Below are 24,836 nucleotides of genomic sequence, written 5' to 3'. Positions count from 1 at the left end.
TATGAGTTTTATTTTTTAAGAATGGTCTGATTGAATGAACCATCATTCGTATACACTTTTACTAAATAAGTTCCTGCAATTAAACTGCTGAAATCGATACTTTCAGCATCCTTTTCAGCACTCTTAACTAATGTACCAGACATATTATAAACCTGAACTTTTTCTATTGTCTGAGTTGATTTAGTAAGATATAAAACATCAGCAACCGGATTTGGATATAAAATTATTTTCGCAGTTTCCGGTTCTGCAACAACTTCTGTTGTTTGTGCCATACGAGCTGTACCGCCAGTATAATGTGTACTGATGTAGAACAAGTTTGCAACAGATCCTTTAGTAATTGTGTTTGAACCTGCAGGAATTGAAGCCGTAACGATTCCGGCTGATGCGGTGTAAGAAACGTTGTTTACTTTAATTGTTCCTGTAAAATTAGAATCAAAAACTAAAGTTAAGGTTGAAGCACTTGTAGTTGTATAAGTAATTGAAGTACTTGATTCAATTTTTAAACGTGCTGTTAAAGTCAATCCGTCATAAGTTACAGATCCAGGAGTAGAATTCATATTTCCTGTAATAGCATAAAAGGAACTTGTTTTTCCAGAAGTTGTAAAGTTGTGAATTTGATCTCCACTTGGCGTTCCGGTGGTAACGGTAATTGTTCCTGAACCTGTCGCAGGTGTTCCGCTTCCTGTTGTAGCAATTGAGTAAGATAAGGTTGCTGTTGGCGTTCCGGTAATCGTGATTGTTTTTGCCGTTGTATTCTTTACAAAGCTAATTCCTGAAGCTGGTAATCCAGTAACAGTTGCATCAGTTGCAGTTCCTCCCCAAGTGAAAACAATTGAACTAATAGCCGCACCACTCACAACTGTTTGATTGTTGTTGCTAGTTGAAGTTAGTGTTTGAGTTCCTGCCGGATTAACCGTAATTGTTCCAGATCCAGTTGCAGGTGTTCCAGTACCAGTTGTGGCAATTGAGTATGATAATGTTGCCGTTGGAGTTCCTGTAATAGTGATTGTTTTAGCTGTAGTATTTTTTACAAAGCTAATTCCTGAAGCTGGTAATCCAGTAACAGTAGCATCTGTTGCATCTCCGCCCCATGTAAATACAATTGTTGCAATGGCAGTTCCGCTTGTTACGGTTTGATTGTTATTACCTGTAGAAGTTAAGGTTTGAGAACTTGCCGGAGGGTTTCCTTCTCCTTGTACTGCAACAAGAGTTCCCGAATAATTAGTCAATGCCGATTTAAGAGCGGTAATTACAAGTGAAGATTTGTCATCTACATTATTGTCAAAAGTCCATTTTAAGTCTCCTCCGGAAATACGTCCCGCGTATTGCGTTGTTTTTGTTTTGGCAGTTGCAGGTTGGTCTACAACTAAGTTTTTCACATAAAATGCAGCATCGGTATCAAAGTTATTATATGTATTTGCGCCAGACTTAGATTTAACGGCGCTGCTTACCGTTTCGCCTCTTGTTGTTGCAACATAAGCATCAAAATCAGTTGTTGAACTAATTTTACCAGCAATATTGTACAAAGGATTTGGATCATTATAAGCGACAAAACGCATATCATTTGTTCCGATTGAGGCATCAAAAGTATTATTGAACGCTTTGATTGATCCACCAGCTTCACCTGAAAAAGTTCCCATTGTTCCGGCATTATTTACCTGATTGGCTTCGTCCCAGATATCTGTTCCTTGTAAAGACGTTAGCATTGGATTTTTAGTATTACGGAAATAGTTTCCCTCAATAAATAGAGAAGAACCTAATGTTGATCCTGAACCATATTTAGAAACACCATCAAAATAGTTGTTATAAATATGGGCTGAATAATAACGTACACGAGGGTGACGAGAATCAGAGTGGTCAAACCAGTTATGGTGATATGTGATGTACAAACCACTTGTTGTTCCTTCGCTTAAACCAAGCAGACTTGCTTTTCCACTATCCCAAAAGTGATTGTAAGATAAAGTAATGTAAGTTGATGTTTTATTGTCAAGAGCTCCATCTCCTTTGATTTGGTCTGCATCGCTTCCTGCATTTCCATAAAACAAGTCGCAGTTATGAACCCAAATATGATCATTAGCTTGTTGCATTCCAATATTGTCTCCTGCAGTACTATTGCAATTCATAACGCCAATATTACTAATTTCTACGTTAGAAGCTGATTTAAGTCGGATTCCCCAGCCATTTGCAACAGCATCTGTTCCTACACCTTCTAAAGTAATATAGCTTGATGCATTATTGGCGTTTTCGATAACAATATCTCCGCCTTCCATTACCGTTAAATCAGTAACATTTCCTATCAATCGGAAAATAAACGGGCGTGTGTCTTGTCCTTTTTTGATAGCGTACAAAATATTTTGTAAACCAACACAAGGATTTGAGCTCGCACCAGTGATGTTCATTGAAATGGTGTTTTTGGTATTTGGAGTAATGTAGGCAATTACTGCATTGTCTTTTGGAGTTCCATCTGCTTTGTATCCGCCGGGAACGCGACCGTCGGCAAAAGCAAAGCCATTACGGTCCTGTGCGGCAACAGTTAAATTACCGGTCGTTGTTCCGGTTCCTTCAGCACCAGAAATTACAGGTTTTACTTTTACAGTGTAGGTTCCGGCCTGTAATCCTGGAATATCAGCTCTAAAGTAACTTCCATAACTACGAATAAGCTGATCATCAATTTTTTTGTCTGTCACCCCTTGCCCGGTGTAGTAGACGTTGTACGTTTGTGCGCCACTAACGGGCTGCCATTTTACAAAAGCCGATTCCAGCCAGCCGGATGCTTCGTTGATTTGAACTTGTTGGGCCCAAATTTGGACGGTAAGAAAAAACACAGTCAGAAAAAGTAGGTTTTTTTTCATAATTGTTTGGTTTAAGTGGTTAAATAGTTAATGTGGATTCTTAATTTTTTACTTTAATTTTTTTTGTAATCGATTACACAAAAATATATGATTTTTTCAAATTCTTAGTATTTTTGTAATAAAAAATAATATTGTGTAAAAAATTACGCCTTGTATTTGTAATAATGTAATAAATTGCATAAATTGTAATTTATTACATACAAAAATAAACCGTAAAAAGTCTTGATTTTATTAGCTTTCCTGAAGTTGAAGATTGGAACTTTATTTTTGAAAAGGCCTTTTTTAATTTTAAATCAAATATTGGGGCACTACTATATTTTTGAATGAAAAAGATTACTTTTTAGTTTTTTAAAGCAGTAAATTTTCATTAAAAAAGAATTTATTCGATTACTTTTTTAGTGGCTTAGCTTAAAAAACACTCTTCTTTTTTTTTACGGAAGAGGATAAAACGAAGGTAAAATTAGCGCATAAAAAAAGCCTTTTTGAAAACTCAAAAAGGCTTTTAAAATATGTTGAAGAGTGTAAATTTAGTCTTTACTTGATAATTTAGATAGTAATCTTAAAAATTCAACGTATAACCAAACCAGGGTGATCATTAATCCCATAGCGCCAAACCATTCCATGAATTTTGGCATTCTTTGTTGAACCCCTTTTTCGATTTGATCAAAATCTAAGAAAAGATTTAATGCTGCAATGATAATTACAAAAACGCTAATTCCAATACTCATCATACCGTTTCCGTAATGTACTGGTGTGAAATTGAAAATTAGAGAAGCTAACCATGAAAATAAATAGTATGTTGCTATTGCCAGTGTAGAAGCAATAACTACAGACTTAAATTGCTCTGTAACTTTTACAATTTTAAATTTATATAAACCTAAGCAAACTAGAAAAGTTACTAAGGTTGCGCTTACAGCGTTGACAACAATTCCGGGATATTTTATTTCAAAAATAGCAGAGATTCCTCCAATAAATAAACCTTCAAATAAGGCATAACCTGGGGCTAAATAAGGAGAAAGATGCGGTTTGAAAGAAGACACAACAACTAGAATTAGACCAATAATTGCACCTCCAAAAGCGGGTACAATAGGATTCATTCCGTTAAATGCCATCCACCATGTTACCATAGCAGCAGCTGTTAAAATTAAAAATAAAATAGCTGTTTTATTGATAGTACCTGACAAAGTCATTTCCTGATTGTAATCAATAATCTTTGCTTCGTGCACTTCTTCAGCTTTTGAAACAGCATTTGATGAAAAACGCTTGTCGCTTAAAAATGGATTTTTTGAATTGAAGTTCATATTTCTAATACATTTAATTGTATTCAAATATATGGAGTTTTTTTGAAGTGCACTTGTTTGCGTTAAATTTTTAACATGAAATTTTCGTTACTTAAAAAGGCTTTAAAATAAAAAGTCCATCAAAAAAACTCTTGATGGACCTGTATTTATTTTGATGAAATATTTAGTTCAATAAATCTAAAACTAAAGATGGAAATAAACCTAAAACAATATTTAATACCATTGAAACGATTGCAACAGCATAGATAAGGAATGGTTTTCCGGTACGCTCCTGATTCGGTTCTTTAGAGTACATTGCCAGAATTAGTTTGAAATAATATCCAACACTGATGATTGAGTTGACAACAGCTACAATAACTAAAGCGATATAACCAGATTCAATTGTTTGGTTAAATAAAAATAATTTAGCAAAGAATCCAGAGAAAATCGGAATACCAGCCATCGATAATAAGGATCCGGTTAAGATTGCAGCCAATAACGGATTCGTTTTTCCTAGACCATGGAAATTCGTAATATCTTCGTTATCCTGATTTTTGCAAATGTATAAAATAACACTAAATGCAGCGATTCCTGCTAATGCATAAGCAGCTGTATAATATAATAATACTCCGGCTGAAGTTGCAATTGTCAATAAAGTCATCAACATAAAACCTGCATGTGAGATTCCTGAGAATGCCAACATACGTTTTACATTTACCTGACGCAATGCCATAATATTTCCAACAGTCATCGAAGCTATAGAAATGATTACTACAATTGTTTCAAAAGTTGGTAATAAATCCTGATTCTCAAGTGATGGGATTAAATTTAACGCTGAGATTAATTTATATAATGTGGCAATAGCTACAACTTTTGCCAAAGTACTCATTAAAGCAGTGGTCAATGCAGGTGATCCTTCATAAACATCCGGAGCCCAAAAGTGAAATGGAACTGCAGCTACTTTAAACAACATTCCGATAACCATCAAAACCATCCCAATAGGAAACCATATTGGCAATTCAGCTGATAAAGAATTTTCGCTGATTTCAACTACATCAAAACTTCCCATCGCACCGTAAATCAAACAGATACCAAATAGGATAATTCCTGATGCAAATGATCCCATCAAGAAGTATTTCATACCAGCTTCGTTACTTTTCAAATTCAAACGCTCACTTGCAGCAAGTACATACAATGCAATTGATAAAATTTCGATTCCTAAGAAAAACATTGCTAAGTTTCCAAAAGATACCATTGCAACTCCTCCAGCCAATAAAAATATTTTTATAGCAACAAAATCTGAAATTTTGGTTGGATGGTTTTCATAGAAATTATGACTTAATGCCACTAGGAAAATGGTCAGGATGATGAACAATGATGAGAATGCAGTAGAGAATTTACTCACTGTGATCATATTGTTGTAGTAACTTTCTGTTGATCCAAATTCAGAAAAATTAATTGCCAAAACGCCCAATAAACCCAGAATGGTAATTGGAACAATGGCTTTTCTTAAATTAAGAATTTCAAATAATAGGCAGAAAATACCCAATCCTGTTATAGCTATTAATGTATTCATTTTTGCTTTTTTGATTTAGGAAATCCAAACTACAGATGTCCTAATTTATTTTTATTTAAAATATTAATTTTTATTGATAACGCTTAAAATCGTTTCTAAACTTGGTGTAATCAAATCTGTAATTGGTTTTGGATAAAATCCGAAGAAAATTAAAACAGCGATAATTACTACTAATGAGATTCCTTCATTAACAGTTACATCTGCAAAAGTTTTCGAATTCGTTTCTCCTAACATTACACCCTGAAACATCTTAAGCATATAATAAGCTCCTAAAATAATAGTTGTTCCACCTAAAACAGCGAACCAAATATTGATTTGAGAAAGACTATACAAAACAGTAAATTCTCCAACGAAGTTAAAAGTACCTGGCAAAGCTACAGAAGCCAATACCAATATTAAAAACATAGAAGTGAATTTTGGCGATTGTGTACGGATGCCACCCATTTCTGAAATATTTCTCGTTTCGTATCTTCTGTAAATAATTTCAGCTGCGTAGAATAATCCAACAACAACAAAACCGTGAGCAATCATTTGTAAAACGGCTCCACGTAAACCATCAACTGTTAATGTATAAGTTCCTGCAGCAATTAATCCAACGTGAGCAAGAGAAGAATAAGCTAATAATTTCTTTAAATCTTTTTGTCTCAAAGCAACGATTGATCCGTAGATTACACCAGCAACTCCTAAAGCAATGAAAATAGGCATGTATTCTTTTGCAGCAAGAGGTGCAATTGGCAATTGCCAACGAATAACACTATATAATCCCATTTTTAGCATGATACCTGATAAAAGCATAGTTCCAACGGTTGGTGCTTTTTGGTACACATTTGCCTGCCAGGTGTGGAAAGGAATAATTGGAATTTTAATAGCATAAGCTAAGAAGAAAGCTAAGAATATCCATAACTGCTCATCAGCAGATAAGCTTACTTTGTATAGATCCTCGATTAAGAAACTTCCAGCTTTTTGGTACAAGTAAATGAAAGCAACCAACATGAATAATGAACCGGCAAGTGTGTAAATAAAGAATTTAACTACTGCTTTTCTGCGTTCTTCAGCATCTCCGTTACCCCAAATAAGTGCGATAAAGTAAATCGGAATTAAAGCTAATTCCCAGAAAATATAATACAAAAGACCATCTGCAGCCAGGAAAGTTCCTGTCATTGCAAAAGCCATAAATAAAATTAAAGCATAAAAACCTTTTGCATTTTTATATTCATTTCCAAAAGAAGAGAATATAATAATAGGAGTCAAAGCTACCGTTAATAAAAGCATAGCAATTGCCAATCCATCAGCATTTAAAGCAAATGAAATTTTAGGTTGTGTAATCCACGCATTAATTACACTGATGTTATCGCCAGCACAAAAATGATTTAACAATACAACCGAACAGCCCAGAGCTGCCAAACTAAAGAACAAAGCTACTTTTGATGCTAGTTTATCACCAACAAAATAAGTGGCAAATGCACCAATTAAAAGAATAATTAATATAAGAGAAACGTTCATAGTTATAAAATTATTGAGCTAAAAATATATAGGAAATAATGGCACAAAGACCCAAAACAAAAGCAAACAGATATAATCCGATACTTCCGTTTTGTAATTTTTTACCTTGAAAAGCCAGTTCATTAGTCACTTTACCTAATCCGAAAACAACTGCTGATAAGCCAGTTTCAACATAGTCTCTAAAGAATTTTGACAATCCGTTGATAGAGCGTACAAATACGGCATCGTAAATTTCATCTACATAATATTTGTTGTATAAAACTTTGGTTAAACCAGTGATGTTTTCATCTGCTTCAGGAACATTAGCTTGTTTGAAATATTTGATATAAGCAATTAAAATACCGATCAATCCACCTAAAACAGCAACACCCATAAGTGTATATTCAGTTGCACCTAAATGGTGCTCTTCTCCGGCCACTTTAGTGAAAAGCGGAGCCATATATTCATTTAACCAGCTATTTCCAGGAAGACTGATAAGACCTCCAAAAGTTGCCAAAAGGGCTAAAATCATTAATGGGAAAGTAATTAATCCGTCACTTTCATGTAGATGGTGTTTTTGCTCTTCAGTCCCTCTAAACTCTTTAAAGAAAGTAAGGAACATCAATCTGAACATATAAAATGCCGTCATGATTGAAGCAACAGATCCAATAATGTAAAGCGGAATACTGTGGTGAAAAGCAGTCATTAAGATTTCATCTTTAGAGAAGAAACCGGAAAACAAAGGAACACCTGAAATCGCTAATGAGGAAACTAACATGGTCCAGAATGTGATTGGCATTGCTTTACGCAAACCACCCATTTTGCGCATATCTTGTTCTCCGTGCAATCCGTGAATTACAGATCCTGATCCTAAGAACAAACAAGCTTTGAAGAAAGCGTGAGTGATTACGTGAAAAACAGCTACTTCATAAGCACCGAATCCTAAAGCTAAAAACATTAAGCCTAATTGAGAAACGGTAGAGTAGGCCAATACTTTTTTAATGTCAGTCTGAACCAAACCAATTGTTGCAGCAACTAATGAAGTTACAGCTCCAACAATAGCTATTACAGTCTGAACGTCTGGCGCTAAATCAAAAACAAAGTTTAATCTCGTTACCATAAAGATACCAGCAGTAACCATTGTCGCTGCGTGAATCAATGCCGATACCGGAGTTGGTCCAGCCATCGCATCAGGTAACCAGGTGTATAATGGAATCTGTGCCGATTTACCACAAGCTCCAATAAACAAACATAAAGCTGCTAACGAAAGCAAAGGTATGTTTAGATTTGTCGCTCCGGCAATCGCCGTTTTTAAAGTTGCATAATCTAAGGTGGAGAACATTGCACCCAAAATGAACATTCCGATTAATAAACCTAAATCTCCAATTCTGTTCATGATGAAAGCTTTTTTCGCAGCATCATTGTAATCCTGATTTTTATGCCAGAATCCGATTAATAAGTACGAACAAAGTCCAACACCTTCCCAACCAATAAACAATACTAATAAGTTACTTCCAGTTACCAATGTAATCATGAAGAATATAAACAGATTCAAATAAGCAAAAAACTTATGCATATTCTCATCATCGTGCATGTAACTGATAGAGTATAAGTGAATCAATGATCCAATTCCGGTAACAAAAAGCAACCAAAGAACTGATAATTGATCTAATAAAAATCCTAGATTAATATGAAGATTACTGATCTGGATCCAATCAAATAAAGTTACCTGAATGGCTTTTCCAGTTGAAGTAATTTGATTAAAAAGTATAAGAGTAACCACAAAAGAAATTGCTACGGCAAGGGTTCCGATAATACCCGAAACTGTTTTTCCTAAGCTTTTCCCGAAAAAAACATTGATTAAAAATCCTAAAAAAGGAGATAAAACTAAGACTAAAGCTAAATTGGTATCCATTTCCATTTATCCTTTTAAATTTTTTAAATTATCGATACTAATTGAGCCTAAATTTCTAAAAATAGAAACTAAAATGGCCAATCCTACCGCAACTTCTGCTGCAGCAACTGCCATCGAAAAGAACACAAAAACTTGTCCTTGTGCATCTTGATGATACGTTGAAAAAGCAACAAATAAAAGGTTAACTGCATTCAACATGATTTCGATAGACATGAAAACGATAATAGCATTTCGTCTGTACAATACACCAAAAACACCAATACAAAAAAGTACAACACTTAAAAAGATGTAGTTTTCAATACCTATTTGATTTAATATATTACCCATTATTTATTTAATTTTTCTTTTTTAGACAATAATACTGTTCCAATCATGGCTACTAAAAGCAAAATCGAAGCAAATTCAAACGGAACCATATATTCGTTCAATAATATTTTACCTAATACTTTTATAGATTGAAAATCTTCTCCGGTTGAATCATATTCGCCAACAATTGGTTTAGAATTGATGAAAATTGTAATCAATACAATAACAATTAAACAAAAAGAAACAATAGCGCCCAAACGAGTAATTCTTGGTCTGTGAACCTGATGACGCTCATTTAGATTCATTAACATGATCGTAAACAGGAATAAAATCATAATCGCTCCCGAGTAGACTATAATATGTACAATAGCCAAAAATTGAGAGTTTAATAATAAATAGTGACCAGCAATTGAAAAAAAACAAATCACTAGATAAATAGCGCTGTGAATAGGATTTCTACTAAAAATGGTCAAAAATGCGGTAATTACCGTAATAAACGCTAAGAAACAAAATATAATTTGTACAGTTGTTGCGTGTGCAAAATCAGGAATATGTATCATTTAGTTAGCATTATTAAGTTGAGCATTTTTGATAGCCACATCAAGAGGCATCACTAATCTGTCTTTTCCAAAAATGAAATCTTCTCTTTCATAACTAGAAGGAACCAAAACTTTTGAAGTTGTCAAATAAATGGCATCTTTCGGACAAGCTTCTTCGCAAAGACCACAGAAAATACATCTTAACATGTTGATTTCATAAATCGAAGCATATTTTTCTTCTCTGTACAAATGTTTTTCGTCCGCTTTACGCTCAGCAGCTTTCATAGTGATTGCTTCTGCAGGACAAGATAAAGCGCACAATCCGCAAGCCGTACAGTTTTCACGACCTTGTTCATCACGTTTCAACTGGTGTTGACCACGATAAACCGGACTCATTTCACGTACTTGTTCCGGATAATGAATGGTTACTTTTTTTCTGAAAAGGTGCTTAAGTGTAATAAGCAATCCTTTCACAATCGCCACAAGATACAATCGCTCCCAAAAAGTCATCTCTTTGTTCGAGACCATCTTTTTTCTACCCGATAATGATATAGTTTCTATTGACATTTTTTAATGTATGATTTATGATTTATAATTTGATGTTTAAATCAAATCCACAATCTATTTTATTTTTAATTTGAATCCCGATAACTATCGGGACTGCTATCCGCTTGTATCTTTTATTGTTCCCGAGGCTTCGGGACCACCATAAAAGGATACCACTTCTGTCAGGACTAGGGCACTCAGGTATTAAAACCCTAAGTAAGCAGCAATATCATGTCTTAAAATTACAACCCCTGTAATTATGATATTAAGGATCGAAAGCGGAATCAAAATTTTCCATCCTAAGTTCATTAACTGGTCATATCTAAATCTTGGAATGGTCCAACGAACCCACATATAGAAAAAGATCCAGAAACAGATTTTGGCAAATAATACCGCGATTCCTAAAATATTAGCTGTATTTACACCTACATTTTCTACCATCCACTGCATTCCAGGATAATTGTAACCTCCAAAAAACAATACTGATATAATAGTTGCTGATATAAACATATTCGCATATTCAGCAAATAAATAGAATCCCATTTTCATGGATGAATATTCAGTATGATAACCACCAATCAACTCAGATTCACATTCTGCTAAATCGAAAGGCGTTCTGTTTGTTTCTGCGAAAGCACAAATTAGGAAAATCAAGAAAGATAAAGGCTGGTAAAAAACATTCCAGTTCATTCCAGCTTGTTGCTCAGAAATTTCTTTTAAGCTTAAAGTTCCGGTCATCATCAATAATGCAATCATTGATAATCCCATGGCAACTTCATAAGAAACCATTTGAGAAGCCGCACGAACAGCTCCCATCAAAGAGAATTTATTGTTTGAAGCCCATCCACCAATCATGATTCCGTAAACTCCGACAGAAATTACTCCGAAAACATATAATAAAGCAATATTTACATCTGTAGCCTGTAATAAAACATCACGTCCAAAAACATGAAGTCTGTCTCCCCATGGAATTACAGCGCTGGTCATCAAAGCCGTACTCATGGCAATTGCCGGACCAACAACGAATAAAAATTTATTAGGCGTGTTTGGTTCAAATTCTTCTTTTGAGAATAATTTCATACCATCAGCAAGTGGTTGTAATAATCCACCCCAACCAGCACGGTTTGGTCCTACACGATCCTGAAGAAAAGCCGCAACTTTACGTTCCGCCCATGTAGAATACATTGCCATGATCATTGTTATAGCAAAAACCACAACGATTACAACACTTTTCTCTATAATAAACGTACCATCTACCATCATTAAGAAATTTTGTTGTTAGTGTTCAATGGAATTTCAGCCATACTAATTTTTTTACGGTCAATATCTCTACCCATAAGGATAGTTTTTTCTGTGTCGATTTCTACTTTCTCTAATTTTTGAGTGTAGTTATTTTGATTGATAACAGAATCTTTTTCAAATTCTCTTGGTCCTTCAATAACCCAGTCATTTACGTTTTTGTGATCAAAACGACAAGAATTACAGATGAATTCTTCCACTTCATGATACTCATCTTTACGACCTGTTACACGTTGAATTTCTCCTCCAAACATCCAAACGGTTGTTTTTCCACAACATCCCGGAGTTGTACATTCTCTGTGTGCATTGTAAGGTTTGTTGAACCAAACTCTTGATTTGAAACGGAAAGTTTTATCTGTTAGTGCTCCAACCGGGCAAACGTCAATCATATTTCCAGAGAATTCATTATCAATAGCTTTTGAGATTCCTGTTGAAATATTAGCGTGATCTCCACGATCTAATACTCCGTGAACTCTGTTGTCTGTTAATTGATCTGCAACTTGTACGCATCTTTGGCATAGAATACAACGGTTCATATGTAGTTGAATATTTGGACCAATATCTTCTGGTTCAAATGTTCTTTTTTCTTCAATAAAACGTGATTTTGGATTTCCGTGTTCAAAACTTAAATTTTGAAGATCACATTCTCCGGCCTGATCACAAACCGGGCAGTCAAGCGGGTGATTGATCAATAAAAATTCTGTTACAGATTTACGGGCTTCCGTTACTCTGTCAGAAGATTTACTGTTTACTTCCATTCCGTCCATACATCCTGTTACACAAGATGCCATTAATTTTGGCATTGGTCTAGGGTCAGCTTCACTACCTTTAGAAACTTCAACTAAACAACAACGACATTTTCCTCCGCTGCCTTTTAATTTTGAGTAATAGCACATGGCTGGCGGTACCAAATCTCCACCAATCATACGTGCAGCCTGCAGGATCGTTGTTCCTGGCTCTACGTCTATACTTTGACCGTCTATGGTTACTTTCATCTCTTATTGATTTGAATGTTGAAAGTCGGAATATTTAAAAAGATTTGCTGTCCTTTTTATATTATTAACTTTATAACTTTCTGCTTTATATGTTTCTTTATACGATTACTTTACCGCCTACCAAATGTTTCACTTGCGAGAAAGGTTCAGCAACAAAATGATCTCTATGTTTAATTTTTTCAGGGAAACGAACGTGATATTCAAATTCATCTCTAAAGTGACGGATCGCTGCTGCTACTGGCCAAGAAGCTGCGTCGCCAAGTGGGCAAATGGTGTTACCTTCGATTTTACTTTGAATACTCCACAATAATTCGATATCTTCTTCACGGCCCTGACCGTTTTCAATTCTCCACAAGATTTTTTCTAACCAACCAGTTCCTTCACGACAAGGTGTACATTGCCCACAAGATTCGTGGTGGTAAAAACGTGCAAAATTCCAAGTGTTTCTTACTACACAAGCAGTATCATTATAAACGATAAATCCTCCAGAACCTAACATCGATCCGGTAGCAAAACCACCATCACTTAAAGATTCGTAAGTCATTAAGCGGTCTTCACCGTTTGCTGTTTTGAAAATCAATTCAGCAGGTAAAATTGGCACTGAAGATCCTCCGGGAACAAACGCTTTCAAAGGTCTGCTAGAAGACATTCCGCCTAAATACTCATCAGAATTCATGAATTCGTCAACACTTAAGCCTAATTCAATTTCGTAAACTCCTGGATTTTTAATATGTCCCGAAGCAGAAATTAATTTAGTTCCGGTTGAACGACCAATTCCAATTTTTGCATAATCATCTCCAGAGTTGTTAATGATCCAAGGCACAGTCGCAATAGTCTCTACATTGTTTACTACTGTTGGATTAGCCCAAAGTCCAGAAACCGCTGGAAATGGTGGTTTGATACGAGGGTTTCCTCTTTTACCTTCCAAAGATTCAATAAGTGCAGTTTCTTCACCACAGATATAAGCTCCGGCTCCACAGTGAACATGTAATTCTAAATCGTAACCTGTTCCTAATATATTTTTTCCTAACCAACCGGCAGCTTTTGCTTCGGCGATTGCTCTTTCTAAAATTTTGAAAACCCACATATATTCTCCACGAATGTAGATATACGAAAGGTTAGCGCCTAAAGCAAAACTTGAGGTAATCATTCCTTCAATCAATAAGTGAGGAATAAATTCCATCAAATAACGATCTTTGAAAGTTCCCGGTTCAGACTCGTCGGCATTGCAAACTAAGTGTCTTGGTTTACCTGATTTTTTATCAATAAAACTCCATTTCATTCCGGCAGGGAAACCTGCTCCACCACGACCACGAAGTCCTGATTTTTTTACTTCTTCAACAACTTCGTCTGGCGTAAGTGTTTTCAAAGCTTTTTCTACAGAAGCATAACCACCATTTTGGCGATATACTTCGTAGGTTTTAATACCTGGAACATTGATTTTATCTAATAATATTTTCTGTGACATCTTATTTATCGTGTAATATTATTTTATCATCTCTACAATCAGCGATTAACTGATCGATTTTTTCTTCTGTCAATTTCTCTTTGTAGAAATCGCCTAACTGCATCATCGGAGCATATCCGCAAGCACCTAAACATTCTACTCCGGCAATAGTAAACATTCCGTCTGGAGTTGTTTCTCCCATTTTAATGCCTAATTTTTCAGAAGTATAATCCATTAAATTTTCAGCACCATTTAAACAACAACAAGAAGTCTGGCAGAATTCGAACATGTATTTTCCAATTGGTTTTTGGTTGTACATGGTATAAAAAGTAACCACTTCGTAAACCTCAATTGGTTTGATGTGCAAAATTTCAGCAACTTTATCCTGCAACTCAGTGCTCAACCAGTTATCATGCGCATCCTGCACTTCATGCAAAACAGGCAACAAAGCTGATTTTCTTTTGTCTTCAGGATAATGACTGATCAATTCATTGATGCGAGTCATCAATGCTTCAGTCATGTTTATTTCTTGTTTGTAATGTTTTCTTTCCATTCTTATTTTGGATTTTAGATTTTAGATTTTAGATTTTTCAATCTGTATCTAGAATCAGCATTCTGCAATCTTTTTTAATTTTAGATTTCTGATTTTAAATTTTAGATTTTTCAATCTGCAATCTAAACTCTAAAATCTGCAATTCTTTACGCGTCTAATTCTCCTGCAATAACATTTAAACTTGAAAGGATAACAATTGCATCTGATAATAAAGCGCCTTTAATCATTTCAGGATATGCTTGATAATAAATAAAACAAGGTCTTCTGAAATGTAATCTATATGGAGTTCTGCTTCCGTCAGTAACTAAGTAAAATCCTAATTCTCCATTTCCTCCTTCAACCGGGTGGTAGATTTCTGCAACTGGTACAGGAACCTCTCCCATTACAATCTTAAAGTGATAAATTAAAGATTCCATTGAAGTGTAAACATCTTCTTTTGGAGGAAGGTAATAATCCGGAACTTCTGCGTGGTATTCGTTTCCGGCTGGCATTTTGTCTAAAGCCTGGCGAATGATGCTTAAACTTTCGCGAACTTCAGCATTACGAACACAGAAACGATCGTAGGTATCACCTGATTTTCCAACAGGAACAATAAAATCGAAATCTTCGTAAGATGAATAAGGATGTGCAACACGAACGTCATAATCAACTCCGGCAGCACGTAAATTTGGACCTGTAAATCCGTAAGCCATTGCTTGCTCTGCTGAGATTGCTCCAACATTTACAGTTCTGTCAAGGAAAATTCTGTTTCTTTCGAATAAGTTTTCAAATTCTTGCCAAGCGACAGGGAAATCTCTTAAAAACACTTCTAATTTGCGGAAAGCTTCTGGTGACCAATCTCTTTCGAAACCACCAATTCTTCCCATATTTGTTGTTAAACGAGCACCACAAATTTCTTCGTAGATCTCGTAAACTTTTTCTCTAAATTGAAAAACGTATAAGAAACCAGTATAGGCACCAGTATCTACACCCAAAATCGAGTTACAGATTAAGTGGTCTGTAATACGAGCCAATTCCATTACGATAACTCTTAAATATTGCGCTCTTTTAGGAACTTCAATATTCAACAATTTTTCTAAAGTCATCCACCATCCCATATTATTAATAGGAGAGGAGCAATAGTTCATACGGTCTGTAAGAGGCGTAATTTGGTAGAAAGGGCGATTTTCGGCAATTTTTTCGAATGCCCTGTGGATATAACCAATAGTTGGTTCAGCCTCAAGAATTCTTTCACCATCCATCAATAAGATATTCTGAAAAATACCGTGAGTTGCAGGGTGAGTTGGACCTAAATTCAATACTGAAAGCTCGCTTCCGTCTTCGTTTAGTTTCTCCTTTATTATTTTAGCATATCGATGCTCTGGTGGTAATAATAGTTCTGACATTTTATAATGTTGAATTATTTATTTTTTAGCAATTTGTTGTTGTTCTTCCAAAGAATCTGTCGTCTTTATCCGTTCTTCCGCTGTCTTCCATTGGGAATTCTTTTCGCATTGGGAAAGAGATCATTTCGTCCATATTCAAAATACGTTTCAATTGCGGATGTCCAATAAAGTTAATCCCGAAGAAATCGTATGTTTCTCTTTCCATCCAGTTGGAGCTTAAGAAAATATTTGAAATGGTTTTTATCTCTGGTTTTTCACCATTAAGATATACTTTGATTCTAATACGTTTATTTTCGTACCAGTTGTGTAAGTGATATACTATCGCGAACTGACGATCTGCTTCGTTGTCCGGATAGTGAATTCCACATAAATCAGTTAAAAAGTGAAAACGTAAATCAGAATCGTTTTTCAAAAAAAGAATTAAAGCAGTGATTTTATCCGCTGTTGTTTCTATTGAAAAAATATCTCTTTCTTGTTGAAAGTTAAAAACACTTGAATCAAATGTTTCTGTAAGTTTGTCTTGAATCAGGGTATTTTCTAAGGCCATCTTATGAAATATTATATGAAGCTAGTAATTCTTGGTATTCTGGAGAGCTTCTGCGTCTAACAGATTCGCTTCTTACCAATTCCTGAAGTTTCATTACTCCATCAACAATTTGTTCTGGTCTTGGAGGGCATCCCGGAACGTAAACGTCAACCGGAATTACTTTGTCGATTCCTTGTAAAACAGAATAAGTATCGAAGATTCCACCTGATGAAGCACAAGCTCCAACTGCAATTACCCAGCGAGGCTCAGACATTTGTTCGTAAACCTGTCTTAAAATAGGCGCCATTTTTTTAGAAATAGTTCCCATTACCATTAACATATCTGCCTGACGAGGAGAGAAACTCACACGCTCAGAACCAAATCGTGCTAAATCGTAGTGTGAAGCCATTGTAGCCATGAATTCGATACCACAGCATGAAGTTGCAAAAGGTAATGGCCACAAGGAATTGGCTCTTGCTAAACCTACAACGTCATTTAGTTTTGTAGCGAAGAAACCTTCTCCTACAACTCCTTCCGGCGGCGCAACCATATTTACATTTGAATCGCTCATTTTATTTTAGATTTTAGATTTCTGATTTTAGATTTTGTAAATCTTGTATATCGAAATCAATATTTTAAAAGTCAATATTATATTTTGAGAAACTGTCTTTCAAATCTAAAATTCTAAATCAATCTAAAATCTAAAGATCTGAAATCTAAAATTTCTTATTCCCAGTCTAAAGCTTTCTTTTTGATGATATAGAAAAAACCAACTAAAAGCAGTGACATGAAAACAATCATTTTTAGCATTCCTTCCATTCCTAATTCCTTGAAGTTTACTGCCCAAGGGTAAAGGAAAATTACCTCTACATCAAATAATACGAACAAAATAGCTACCAGGAAGTATTTTACTGAAAACGGAATACGGGCATTACCAACAGATTCGATACCGCACTCAAAGTTTTTGTCTTTAACTTCTGAGGTTCTTTTTGGTCCTAATTTTCCAGAAATTATGATTGTTCCTACCACAAAACCAACAGCTAAAATTAACTGCATTAGAATAGGAATGTAACTGTATTGATCAGATTGCATAAACTTAGGGTTTTTACTTAAAGAATAAGCCACAAAGATAACTTTCAACTATGTAAATCACAAGATAAAAAATGATTTAAGTATGTTGAGAAACGGTGTTTGTGTCTAATTTTTATTGATTATAAATAACAATCTCAAATTTTAATATTTTTTTAAGATTTGAGCAAAAAAAAACGTTTCGAAATAAATCGAAACGTTTTAAAACCATTCAGAGGCAAAAAAAATAAATTGCTATATTTTTCTTAGATTACTGCTACTTTAGCAGCAACTTTCCCTTTTCTTCCTTCTTCTTCTTCATAGCTTACACGGTCACCTTCGCGTAATTCTTCCGCGTTAATTCCTGAAGCGTGAACGAAGATATCTTTTCCTGTTTCTTCGTCTGTAATGAATCCATAACCTTTAGATTCATTGAAAAATTTTACTGTACCTGTACGCATTGTAATTGTAATAATAATTTATAATGAAGCAAATGTAAGATATAAATTCATACAAAAGACAATAAGGTGTTAATTTTTTGTAAAAATTATTGATTCACAGTCTTTTCGCTATTTATATTGCATCAAATCCCATACAGATGTGCTTTATTTGAGAATCATTAATTGTAGGAAACGAACTAAGAAAAATTAGCCTGACTTTAAGGTCATTTTGACAATTATTGTAATTGTTGAATAATTTAGAAAGTAATTGTGATAAAGGTTGCCTTTTGTTATGTTTTTGAGAATTAGGAAATGAAACAAAAAAACTGCAACTAAAAAGATAATTGCAGTTTTGTATTATGAAATTCTTTAGAATTTTATTGAATATCAACTTTAATATGTAATTCTTTTAGTTGCGCATCATCAATTGTTGCAGGCGCATCAATCATTACGTCACGTCCTGAATTGTTTTTTGGGAAAGCAATGAAATCTCTAATAGTTTCCTGGCCTCCTAAAATAGCAACAAGTCTGTCCAATCCAAATGCTAATCCTCCGTGTGGCGGTGCTCCAAATTGGAAAGCATCCATTAAGAAACCGAATTGTGCTTTTGCTTCTTCTTCGGTAAATCCTAAATATTTGAACATTAATTGTTGGGTAGCTTTATCGTGAATACGAATTGATCCTCCTCCAATTTCATTTCCGTTTAATACCATATCATACGCATTGGCACGAACTTTTCCTGGTTCAGTTTCCAATAATTGCATGTCTTCTGGTTTTGGAGAGGTGAACGGGTGGTGCATTGCATGGTAACGTCCACTTTCTTCGTCAAGTTCCAATAATGGGAAATCTACAACCCATAACGGAGCAAATTCTTCAGGATTACGTAATCCTAAACGAGTTGCCAATTCCATACGAAGTGCTGAAAGTTGTGCACGTGTTTTGTTTGCCGGTCCGGAAAGTACAAAAATCATGTCACCAGGTTTTGCACCTGTAATTTTTGCCCATTGTCCTAAATCGTCCTGATTATAAAATTTATCTACAGATGATTTGAAAGTTCCATCGTCATTGCATTTTGCATAAACCATTCCTGATGCTCCAACTTGTGGACGCTTAACCCAGTCAATTAACCCGTCAATTTCTTTACGTGTATAATTTCCTGCTCCCGGAACGGCGATCCCTACTACCAATTCTGCAGCATTGAATACTGGAAAATCTTTGTGTTGTGCATACTCGTTTAACTCACCAAACTCCATTCCGAAACGGATGTCCGGTTTGTCATTTCCGTATGTTTTCATAGCATATTCGTAGGTAATTCTTGGGAATTTGTCTACTTCAATACCTTTAATCTCTTTGAGTAAATGTCTTGTCAATCCTTCAAAAACATTCAAAATATCTTCTTGTTCCACAAATGCCATTTCGCAATCGATTTGTGTAAACTCAGGCTGACGGTCTGCACGTAAATCTTCATCACGGAAACATTTCACAATTTGGAAATATTTATCCATTCCACCCACCATCAATAATTGTTTGAAAGTTTGCGGAGATTGTGGCAATGCATAAAATTGTCCTTCGTTCATACGGCTTGGTACAACGAAATCTCTTGCTCCTTCAGGAGTAGATTTAATTAAGTAAGGCGTTTCAACTTCACAGAAATCTAAATCAGATAGATATTTACGAACTTCCATTGCTACTTTATGACGGAATAATAAACTGTTTTTTACAGGATTTCTTCTAATATCTAAATAGCGGTATTTCATTCTGATATCTTCTCCACCATCCGTTTCATCTTCAATTGTAAATGGAGGTGTTAAAGCTGCATTTAAAATGTTTAATTCAGAAACTAAAATTTCGATTTCACCAGTCGGAATGTTTTTGTTTTTGGCTTCACGCTCAATCACAGTTCCTTTTACTTGAATTACAAATTCTCTACCAAGTGTTTTAGCTAATTCAAAAACCGTTTTATCAGTACGGCTTTCGTCGAAAATAAGTTGTGTAATTCCGTAACGGTCGCGTAAATCAACCCAATTCATAAATCCTTTATCGCGTGATTTTTGAACCCAACCCGCTAGTGTAACTTCCGTATTAATATTTGAGGCGTTTAACTCGCCACAATTATGACTTCTATACATGATCAAAATTTTAGACTGCAAAAGTAAACACAAAATTCAAATTAAAATAGTAAAGTGATAATCTGATGTGCATTAATTTTAAATATTTTGTTAATTGTTAAAATTTGCACTTTTAATTTCTTTAGATTTGAAATACTAAAAACAAACTTTAATTACCTATGAAGAAACTTTTTATTGCCGGTCTGGTGCTTGTCAGCACATTAAATGTAGTTGGACAATCTAAAAAATATGTCACTTTTGAAGCAAATATTGCGAACAGAAATGGAGATGTCATTAAGATTGTTAATAATGGAAAAATTGTAAAAACAATTAATGTTAATGCAAAAGGCATTTTTAAAGATACTTTGATGGTTGATGGAGGAAGAAGCCGATTATCAGATGGAGTAGAATCTACCGAATTATTTCTGAAAAATGGTTATGATATCAAATTGAAAATGGATGCCAAACAATTTGATGAGTCTATTGTATATACTGGTAAGGGAAGTTTAGAAAACAATATTTTGGCACAGCGTATTTTAGCTGATGAAAAATTATATAGTGACTCAGTTTTAACATTAGATGATGCTGCTTTTAATAAATTGGTTGAAGAAAAAAAGACTGCCGATTTGGTTCGATTAAATAATAAAAAATTAGATCCTGAATTTGTAAAAATTGAAACTGAAAATGGTGTTCGTGCGGTAGCTGAAATTGCAGAATATCGCAAGCAGGCGCAGGAAATGGCAAAAATGAACAATTCACCATCACCAGATTTTGATTATGAGAACCATAAAGGCGGAAAAACCAAACTTTCAGATTTAAAAGGAAAATATGTTTATATTGATCTGTGGGCAACGTGGTGTGGACCTTGTAGAGCAGAGATTCCTTTTCTTCAGAAAATTGAAGAAAAATATCATGGAAAAAATATTGAATTTGTAAGTGTTTCTGTTGATACTCCAAAAGATCATGATAAATGGCAAAAATTTGTAACGGACAAGCAACTTGGAGGTATTCAGCTTTTTTCAGATAATGAATGGAAATCTGCGTTTGTGACGAGTTACAATGTAACGGGAATTCCCAGATTTATTTTGATAGATCCAAAAGGTAACATCGTGGACGCTAACGCAGCAAGACCTTCTTCTCCAGAACTTCAAACGCAATTAGACACATTATTGAACTAATTTTTGTATGAAATTATAACGATATAGTAATTTTATAATTTTTATAAAATCACAGTAAAACCAATGCTTCGGCGTTGGTTTTTTTGTTTTTAGAAAATCTCCAATGTTAAGTTTTTATTCAATGTTACCAAATTGTTAAGTAAAAGTTTGTTTAATGTAAACTATTAACTATATTTGATAACGATTTGATAACATTAATACCTAAAGATATGAAAAAATGTGTGATTTTAGTTGCAATGATGTTCTCTGGAATTTTAGTTGCACAAGAGGTAAAACCAGAATTAGAAGCTGTTGGAAATAAAGTAAAAGCTACTTATTACCATGAAAATGGTAAAGTACAACAAGAAGGTTTCTTTAAGGACGGTAAACTGGATGGCGTTTGGGTATCTTATGATAATAAAGGTAATAAAGTTGCCGTGGGAGAATACACAGACGGATTGAAAACTGGAAAATGGATTTTCTTTAATGAAAATAGCCTATGCGAAGTTGCTTACGAAAATAGCAAAGTGAGCTCAGTTAAAAACTTACAGAAAAATTCTTTAGCTGATAGAAACTAAAGTAATTTCTAAAATACATTTAAAGAACCGCTTTTTATAAGCGGTTTTTTTATGCCTTTAATTTTTTGCAGCTTTTTTTTCTTCTTCCATACCAGATTATAAAACCGGATACAGGAAGAGCTGCCGCAATTAAACTTACTATAAAAGCAATAATTTTTCCGGGTAAATTCAGAATTTGCCCTGTATGGATTCCATAATTCATTTCGACAACCTGGAGTCCTAAACTTTTTTGATCATAAGGATCACTCTGAAGCAGTTTTCCGTCAAGCGGATGAAAATAGTAATTGCTTTGGTGATCGTATCTTAAAGTATGAGGATAAGCCCCAGTACTAATTATGTCACCTTTTTTCTGCGAGAGCAAGACAAAAAACATTTCGGATTTTGGTTGCAATTTTGCAGTTTCAATAAATGCGCGATCAACCGCAGTTATACTATTTGTTTTAAACTTTGTTGTGTCAATTACGGGTGCTTTGGTTTCTACAGCTTTATCTCCGCCAAAATTGAAAGTTTTGTAAATACCATCACCAACCCATTCGTAAGTAAAGGTTAAGCCTGTTATGGCAAGAATAAGTACAATAAGCGAAATGTAAAAGCCAGAAGTATTGTGCCAGTCATAGTTTACACGACGCCATTTGGCTGACCATTTTACTGTAAAACTTCTTTTGATATCATATTTTCGTTTTGGCCACCATTGAATAATTCCGGAAATTAGTAATAAAATGAAAATTATGGTTGCACAGCCAATAATATGTTTTCCAATATAATCGGGCAGGAGTAAACACAAATGAATGTATTCAACAATAATAAAAAAATCAGTTTTTGGATTTTCGGTTTTTAAATATTTTCCTGTGTACGGGTTAAAATACAAATACAAATTTTCAGTATCAGAATAGGTGTAGACAATTGCTGATCGATTTCTTCCGTAATACGAAACCATACTTGCTGTGTTTTTTGGAAGTATTTCTTTTGCTTTTTGCTGTAAAACGGAAGGCATCAAAAAAGATTTGTTCTGAGGTTCAACAAATCGCCATTCTTTTCTTGTAATATCTTTTATTTCGTCATGAAAACAAAAGATGCAACCGGTGATGCTTATTATAAAAACAATAAGCCCGGAAATTAATCCGAGCCATTTATGTAGAAAACGTATTTGTTTTTTGAAACCCATTTTTTGAATAAAAGCGTAAAAGTATGCGCTAAATCAATTAGGGGCAAATTATTTCAATTATTTTTCAATAAGTACTTCTTTTTTTGGTTTTAAATGATAAGCCACGTAAAGCGATATTGAAGCCAGAACAACCCAGAAAACATCAATAAAGAAAACCTGAATTTTGTTTTCCATAAAAGAAGTCCAAAACCAATTACCTGAAACGATTCCGTTTGTAATCGGGATTAAGAAGCCTAAGATACTTCCAGAAATCAGACATACTTTATTGGTAAAGGCATCATTCTTTTTAAGTATAAAAAAGACTGTCAGTATTAACCATCCCAGAAAATAAGCGGTATAAAGATTATTCTGAGTTAATGGGTAGAATATTTTGGTAATTATAAAAGCAAGCGCAGTGATTGGATACATACTCAAACAAATCGCCAAATAAATACGAACAACAGCTGCATTGAAACGTCTTTTCTTTTCAGGCATATTGTTTTTTTGTCTTGCCACTAACCAGATCATAACACCTGAAATGATCACAAAACAAGTAATAATTCCTAAAATGAAGCTGACTATTTTCAGCGCATAACCACCGTAATCGCCAAAATGAATTTTGTACAAAACATTTTTGACAACATCCAGATAATTGTTATCAGTTACAGGGTTTTTCTTTGCAATTTCTTTTCCGTCAGCAATTCGGTAAACTACTTTTCCAATTCCGGTGAATTTTTTGTGGTTTGGCATTTCACCTTCAACTAAAACGTGCATGTTAGTATCGCCGTAATTTTGGATGAAAACGCGTGTGATTTCAAAATCAGACCAATTACTTTTTGCTTTTGCAACCAGTTGATCAATGTTAAAAGGATTGGCTAATTTTTTATTTTCAAATTTGTAATCAGGATCGTTGTATTCTAATTCTTTGTATAATTTATCCTGATCTCCTTTATATAATGTCATTACAGCGGGAGCAACGATTAAAAGTTTAATCATAAAAAAAGCTCCGGTGACAGCATAAACAAACTGAAAAGGTAATCCAATCATTCCGAGAGCTGTGTGTGCATCTGTCCACAACGTTTTTAATTTTTCCTTTGGACGGAACACGTAAAAGTTAGAAACAATTTTTTTCCAGTGTAATAAAACACCAGTTACAATTGCAAACAAGAAAAATAAAGCTACAAAACCAGAAAGGTAATAGCCAACAGGATATGGAACTTGTGCCAGGAAATGCAATCGGTACAAAAACTCTCCTAAGGAATAAGATTCTTCATAGGTAAAGGTTTTAAAGTTTTTAGTATCAAGATAAAAAAACGATCCTTTTTTTTGTTTGGCTGGAGCCAAAGTATCTTTGGTGCCTTCCATATAAATGGCAACTCTCCTTTCATTACTTGGTTTAGAAATGGTAATGTTTCTTCCGTGTAGAATATATTTTTTGTCAAGCGTATTTAATGCCGCGTTGTAGTCTAATTGAATTTCTTTTGTGATAGCAGTAGATTCACTTCTTTCCCAATTGATTATTTCATCCCTAAAAAAAGAAAAAGATCCTGCAAAGAAAATGACAAACAGGACCACACTAATAACGATACCGCTAACGGTATGTGTATGAAAGTAGATATTATAATTGCGATTGCTCATGC

The 24,836-nt window shown here is 34.5% G+C and carries 22 protein-coding genes; 2 read left to right on the top strand and 20 right to left on the bottom strand.

From position 1 onward, the window contains the following. Positions 1-8: 8 nt before the first annotated feature. The 18 genes from Q7C23_RS01005 to aspS all read right to left on the bottom strand — a co-directional run bounded on the left by Q7C23_RS01005 (position 9) and on the right by aspS (position 20,338). A complete protein-coding gene (locus Q7C23_RS01005) occupies positions 9-2,852 on the bottom strand; it encodes a T9SS type A sorting domain-containing protein (protein WP_375030775.1) in 2,844 nt (947 codons plus the stop codon). A gap of 527 nt (positions 2,853-3,379) precedes the next feature. Continuing rightward, entirely contained in the window at positions 3,380-4,153 is a 774-nt protein-coding gene (locus Q7C23_RS01000; protein ID WP_375030774.1) for a Bax inhibitor-1/YccA family protein, read from the bottom strand. Positions 4,154-4,316: 163 nt separating this feature from the next. After that, complete coding sequence (locus Q7C23_RS00995) at positions 4,317-5,708, bottom strand: NADH-quinone oxidoreductase subunit N (protein WP_375030773.1); 1,392 nt, start codon at positions 5,706-5,708, stop codon at positions 4,317-4,319. 63 nt (positions 5,709-5,771) lie between these two features. After that, complete coding sequence (locus Q7C23_RS00990; protein ID WP_375030772.1) at positions 5,772-7,211, bottom strand: NuoM family protein; 1,440 nt, start codon at positions 7,209-7,211, stop codon at positions 5,772-5,774. 10 nt (positions 7,212-7,221) lie between these two features. After that, positions 7,222-9,105 carry an NADH-quinone oxidoreductase subunit L gene (gene nuoL, locus Q7C23_RS00985; RefSeq protein ID WP_375030771.1) on the bottom strand — a complete coding sequence of 628 codons (1,884 nt, stop codon included), beginning with the start codon at positions 9,103-9,105 and terminating at the stop codon, positions 7,222-7,224. 6 nt (positions 9,106-9,111) lie between these two features. Next, the gene (gene nuoK / locus Q7C23_RS00980; RefSeq protein WP_026982591.1) at positions 9,112-9,432 is read right to left on the bottom strand and encodes an NADH-quinone oxidoreductase subunit NuoK; all 321 of its coding nucleotides are present in this window, start codon (positions 9,430-9,432) and stop codon (positions 9,112-9,114) included. Next, the gene (locus tag Q7C23_RS00975) at positions 9,432-9,971 is read right to left on the bottom strand and encodes an NADH-quinone oxidoreductase subunit J (protein WP_035747761.1); all 540 of its coding nucleotides are present in this window, start codon (positions 9,969-9,971) and stop codon (positions 9,432-9,434) included. The genes nuoK and Q7C23_RS00975 overlap by 1 nt, the downstream gene beginning before the upstream one ends. Beyond that, the gene (locus tag Q7C23_RS00970; protein WP_375030770.1) at positions 9,972-10,517 is read right to left on the bottom strand and encodes a NuoI/complex I 23 kDa subunit family protein; all 546 of its coding nucleotides are present in this window, start codon (positions 10,515-10,517) and stop codon (positions 9,972-9,974) included. It lies immediately after the preceding gene. Positions 10,518-10,700: 183 nt separating this feature from the next. Continuing rightward, the gene (gene nuoH / locus Q7C23_RS00965; protein WP_375030769.1) at positions 10,701-11,759 is read right to left on the bottom strand and encodes an NADH-quinone oxidoreductase subunit NuoH; all 1,059 of its coding nucleotides are present in this window, start codon (positions 11,757-11,759) and stop codon (positions 10,701-10,703) included. After that, the gene (locus tag Q7C23_RS00960) at positions 11,759-12,790 is read right to left on the bottom strand and encodes a 2Fe-2S iron-sulfur cluster-binding protein (RefSeq protein ID WP_026982595.1); all 1,032 of its coding nucleotides are present in this window, start codon (positions 12,788-12,790) and stop codon (positions 11,759-11,761) included. The genes nuoH and Q7C23_RS00960 overlap by 1 nt, the downstream gene beginning before the upstream one ends. A gap of 97 nt (positions 12,791-12,887) precedes the next feature. After that, on the bottom strand, positions 12,888-14,258 hold the full coding sequence (nuoF, locus tag Q7C23_RS00955) for an NADH-quinone oxidoreductase subunit NuoF (protein WP_099710318.1): 1,371 nt from the start codon (positions 14,256-14,258) through the stop codon (positions 12,888-12,890). A gap of 1 nt (position 14,259) precedes the next feature. Then, positions 14,260-14,790, bottom strand: a complete 531-nt coding sequence (locus Q7C23_RS00950) for an NAD(P)H-dependent oxidoreductase subunit E (RefSeq protein WP_026982598.1) — start codon at positions 14,788-14,790, stop codon at positions 14,260-14,262. Between the two features lie 146 nt (positions 14,791-14,936). Beyond that, the gene (locus tag Q7C23_RS00945) at positions 14,937-16,175 is read right to left on the bottom strand and encodes an NADH-quinone oxidoreductase subunit D (RefSeq protein ID WP_194656243.1); all 1,239 of its coding nucleotides are present in this window, start codon (positions 16,173-16,175) and stop codon (positions 14,937-14,939) included. A 25-nt stretch (positions 16,176-16,200) separates the two neighbouring features. After that, on the bottom strand, positions 16,201-16,722 hold the full coding sequence (locus Q7C23_RS00940; RefSeq protein ID WP_375030768.1) for an NADH-quinone oxidoreductase subunit C: 522 nt from the start codon (positions 16,720-16,722) through the stop codon (positions 16,201-16,203). A gap of 1 nt (position 16,723) precedes the next feature. Then, positions 16,724-17,272, bottom strand: a complete 549-nt coding sequence (locus Q7C23_RS00935; protein ID WP_029271568.1) for an NADH-quinone oxidoreductase subunit B — start codon at positions 17,270-17,272, stop codon at positions 16,724-16,726. 155 nt (positions 17,273-17,427) lie between these two features. Next, on the bottom strand, positions 17,428-17,793 hold the full coding sequence (locus tag Q7C23_RS00930; protein WP_375030767.1) for an NADH-quinone oxidoreductase subunit A: 366 nt from the start codon (positions 17,791-17,793) through the stop codon (positions 17,428-17,430). Between the two features lie 242 nt (positions 17,794-18,035). Further along, entirely contained in the window at positions 18,036-18,230 is a 195-nt protein-coding gene (locus Q7C23_RS00925) for a cold-shock protein (protein WP_007137066.1), read from the bottom strand. A gap of 356 nt (positions 18,231-18,586) precedes the next feature. Continuing rightward, entirely contained in the window at positions 18,587-20,338 is a 1,752-nt protein-coding gene (gene aspS / locus Q7C23_RS00920) for an aspartate--tRNA ligase (RefSeq protein ID WP_375030766.1), read from the bottom strand. A 158-nt stretch (positions 20,339-20,496) separates the two neighbouring features. Between aspS and Q7C23_RS00915 the strand changes: the two genes are divergently transcribed. Both Q7C23_RS00915 and Q7C23_RS00910 read left to right on the top strand, forming a co-directional pair. Continuing rightward, positions 20,497-21,495, top strand: coding sequence for a TlpA family protein disulfide reductase (locus tag Q7C23_RS00915; RefSeq protein ID WP_375030765.1), 999 nt, complete (start codon positions 20,497-20,499; stop codon positions 21,493-21,495). A 209-nt stretch (positions 21,496-21,704) separates the two neighbouring features. Then, positions 21,705-22,052, top strand: coding sequence for a toxin-antitoxin system YwqK family antitoxin (locus tag Q7C23_RS00910; RefSeq protein WP_375030764.1), 348 nt, complete (start codon positions 21,705-21,707; stop codon positions 22,050-22,052). A gap of 49 nt (positions 22,053-22,101) precedes the next feature. Here the strand turns inward: Q7C23_RS00910 and Q7C23_RS00905 are convergent, their stop codons facing one another. Together Q7C23_RS00905 and Q7C23_RS00900 are read right to left on the bottom strand one after the other, a co-directional pair. Continuing rightward, a complete protein-coding gene (locus Q7C23_RS00905) occupies positions 22,102-23,217 on the bottom strand; it encodes a PepSY-associated TM helix domain-containing protein (RefSeq protein ID WP_375030763.1) in 1,116 nt (371 codons plus the stop codon). A 57-nt stretch (positions 23,218-23,274) separates the two neighbouring features. Continuing rightward, a complete protein-coding gene (locus Q7C23_RS00900; RefSeq protein ID WP_375030762.1) occupies positions 23,275-24,834 on the bottom strand; it encodes a PepSY-associated TM helix domain-containing protein in 1,560 nt (519 codons plus the stop codon). Between the last annotated feature and the right edge of the window lie 2 nt (positions 24,835-24,836).

Origin of the sequence: Flavobacterium sp. LAR06 (assembly GCF_041946075.1) — a bacterium.
In the GTDB taxonomy this organism is placed as follows: Bacteria; Bacteroidota; Bacteroidia; order Flavobacteriales; family Flavobacteriaceae; genus Flavobacterium.
Note: the sequence above shows the minus strand (reverse complement) of the source record. Positions and strands in the feature narration are given on the sequence as shown.

Coding starts and splice junctions, on each gene's coding strand:
- Q7C23_RS00925 (WP_007137066.1), bottom strand. CDS start 18,230: ATGCGTACAGGTACAGTAAAATTTTTCAATGAATCTAAAGGTTATGGA.
- Q7C23_RS00990 (WP_375030772.1), bottom strand. CDS start 7,211: ATGAACGTTTCTCTTATATTAATTATTCTTTTAATTGGTGCATTTGCC.
- Q7C23_RS00995 (WP_375030773.1), bottom strand. CDS start 5,708: ATGAATACATTAATAGCTATAACAGGATTGGGTATTTTCTGCCTATTA.
- Q7C23_RS00970 (WP_375030770.1), bottom strand. CDS start 10,517: ATGTCAATAGAAACTATATCATTATCGGGTAGAAAAAAGATGGTCTCG.
- Q7C23_RS01000 (WP_375030774.1), bottom strand. CDS start 4,153: ATGAACTTCAATTCAAAAAATCCATTTTTAAGCGACAAGCGTTTTTCA.
- nuoH (WP_375030769.1), bottom strand. CDS start 11,759: ATGATGGTAGATGGTACGTTTATTATAGAGAAAAGTGTTGTAATCGTT.
- Q7C23_RS00950 (WP_026982598.1), bottom strand. CDS start 14,790: ATGGAAAGAAAACATTACAAACAAGAAATAAACATGACTGAAGCATTG.
- Q7C23_RS00900 (WP_375030762.1), bottom strand. CDS start 24,834: ATGAGCAATCGCAATTATAATATCTACTTTCATACACATACCGTTAGC.
- nuoK (WP_026982591.1), bottom strand. CDS start 9,432: ATGGGTAATATATTAAATCAAATAGGTATTGAAAACTACATCTTTTTA.
- Q7C23_RS00930 (WP_375030767.1), bottom strand. CDS start 17,793: ATGCAATCTGATCAATACAGTTACATTCCTATTCTAATGCAGTTAATT.
- Q7C23_RS00960 (WP_026982595.1), bottom strand. CDS start 12,790: ATGAAAGTAACCATAGACGGTCAAAGTATAGACGTAGAGCCAGGAACA.
- Q7C23_RS00940 (WP_375030768.1), bottom strand. CDS start 16,722: ATGGCCTTAGAAAATACCCTGATTCAAGACAAACTTACAGAAACATTT.
- Q7C23_RS00975 (WP_035747761.1), bottom strand. CDS start 9,971: ATGATACATATTCCTGATTTTGCACACGCAACAACTGTACAAATTATA.
- Q7C23_RS01005 (WP_375030775.1), bottom strand. CDS start 2,852: ATGAAAAAAAACCTACTTTTTCTGACTGTGTTTTTTCTTACCGTCCAA.
- aspS (WP_375030766.1), bottom strand. CDS start 20,338: ATGTATAGAAGTCATAATTGTGGCGAGTTAAACGCCTCAAATATTAAT.
- Q7C23_RS00910 (WP_375030764.1), top strand. CDS start 21,705: ATGAAAAAATGTGTGATTTTAGTTGCAATGATGTTCTCTGGAATTTTA.
- Q7C23_RS00935 (WP_029271568.1), bottom strand. CDS start 17,272: ATGAGCGATTCAAATGTAAATATGGTTGCGCCGCCGGAAGGAGTTGTA.
- Q7C23_RS00905 (WP_375030763.1), bottom strand. CDS start 23,217: ATGGGTTTCAAAAAACAAATACGTTTTCTACATAAATGGCTCGGATTA.
- nuoL (WP_375030771.1), bottom strand. CDS start 9,105: ATGGATACCAATTTAGCTTTAGTCTTAGTTTTATCTCCTTTTTTAGGA.
- Q7C23_RS00945 (WP_194656243.1), bottom strand. CDS start 16,175: ATGTCAGAACTATTATTACCACCAGAGCATCGATATGCTAAAATAATA.
- nuoF (WP_099710318.1), bottom strand. CDS start 14,258: ATGTCACAGAAAATATTATTAGATAAAATCAATGTTCCAGGTATTAAA.
- Q7C23_RS00915 (WP_375030765.1), top strand. CDS start 20,497: ATGAAGAAACTTTTTATTGCCGGTCTGGTGCTTGTCAGCACATTAAAT.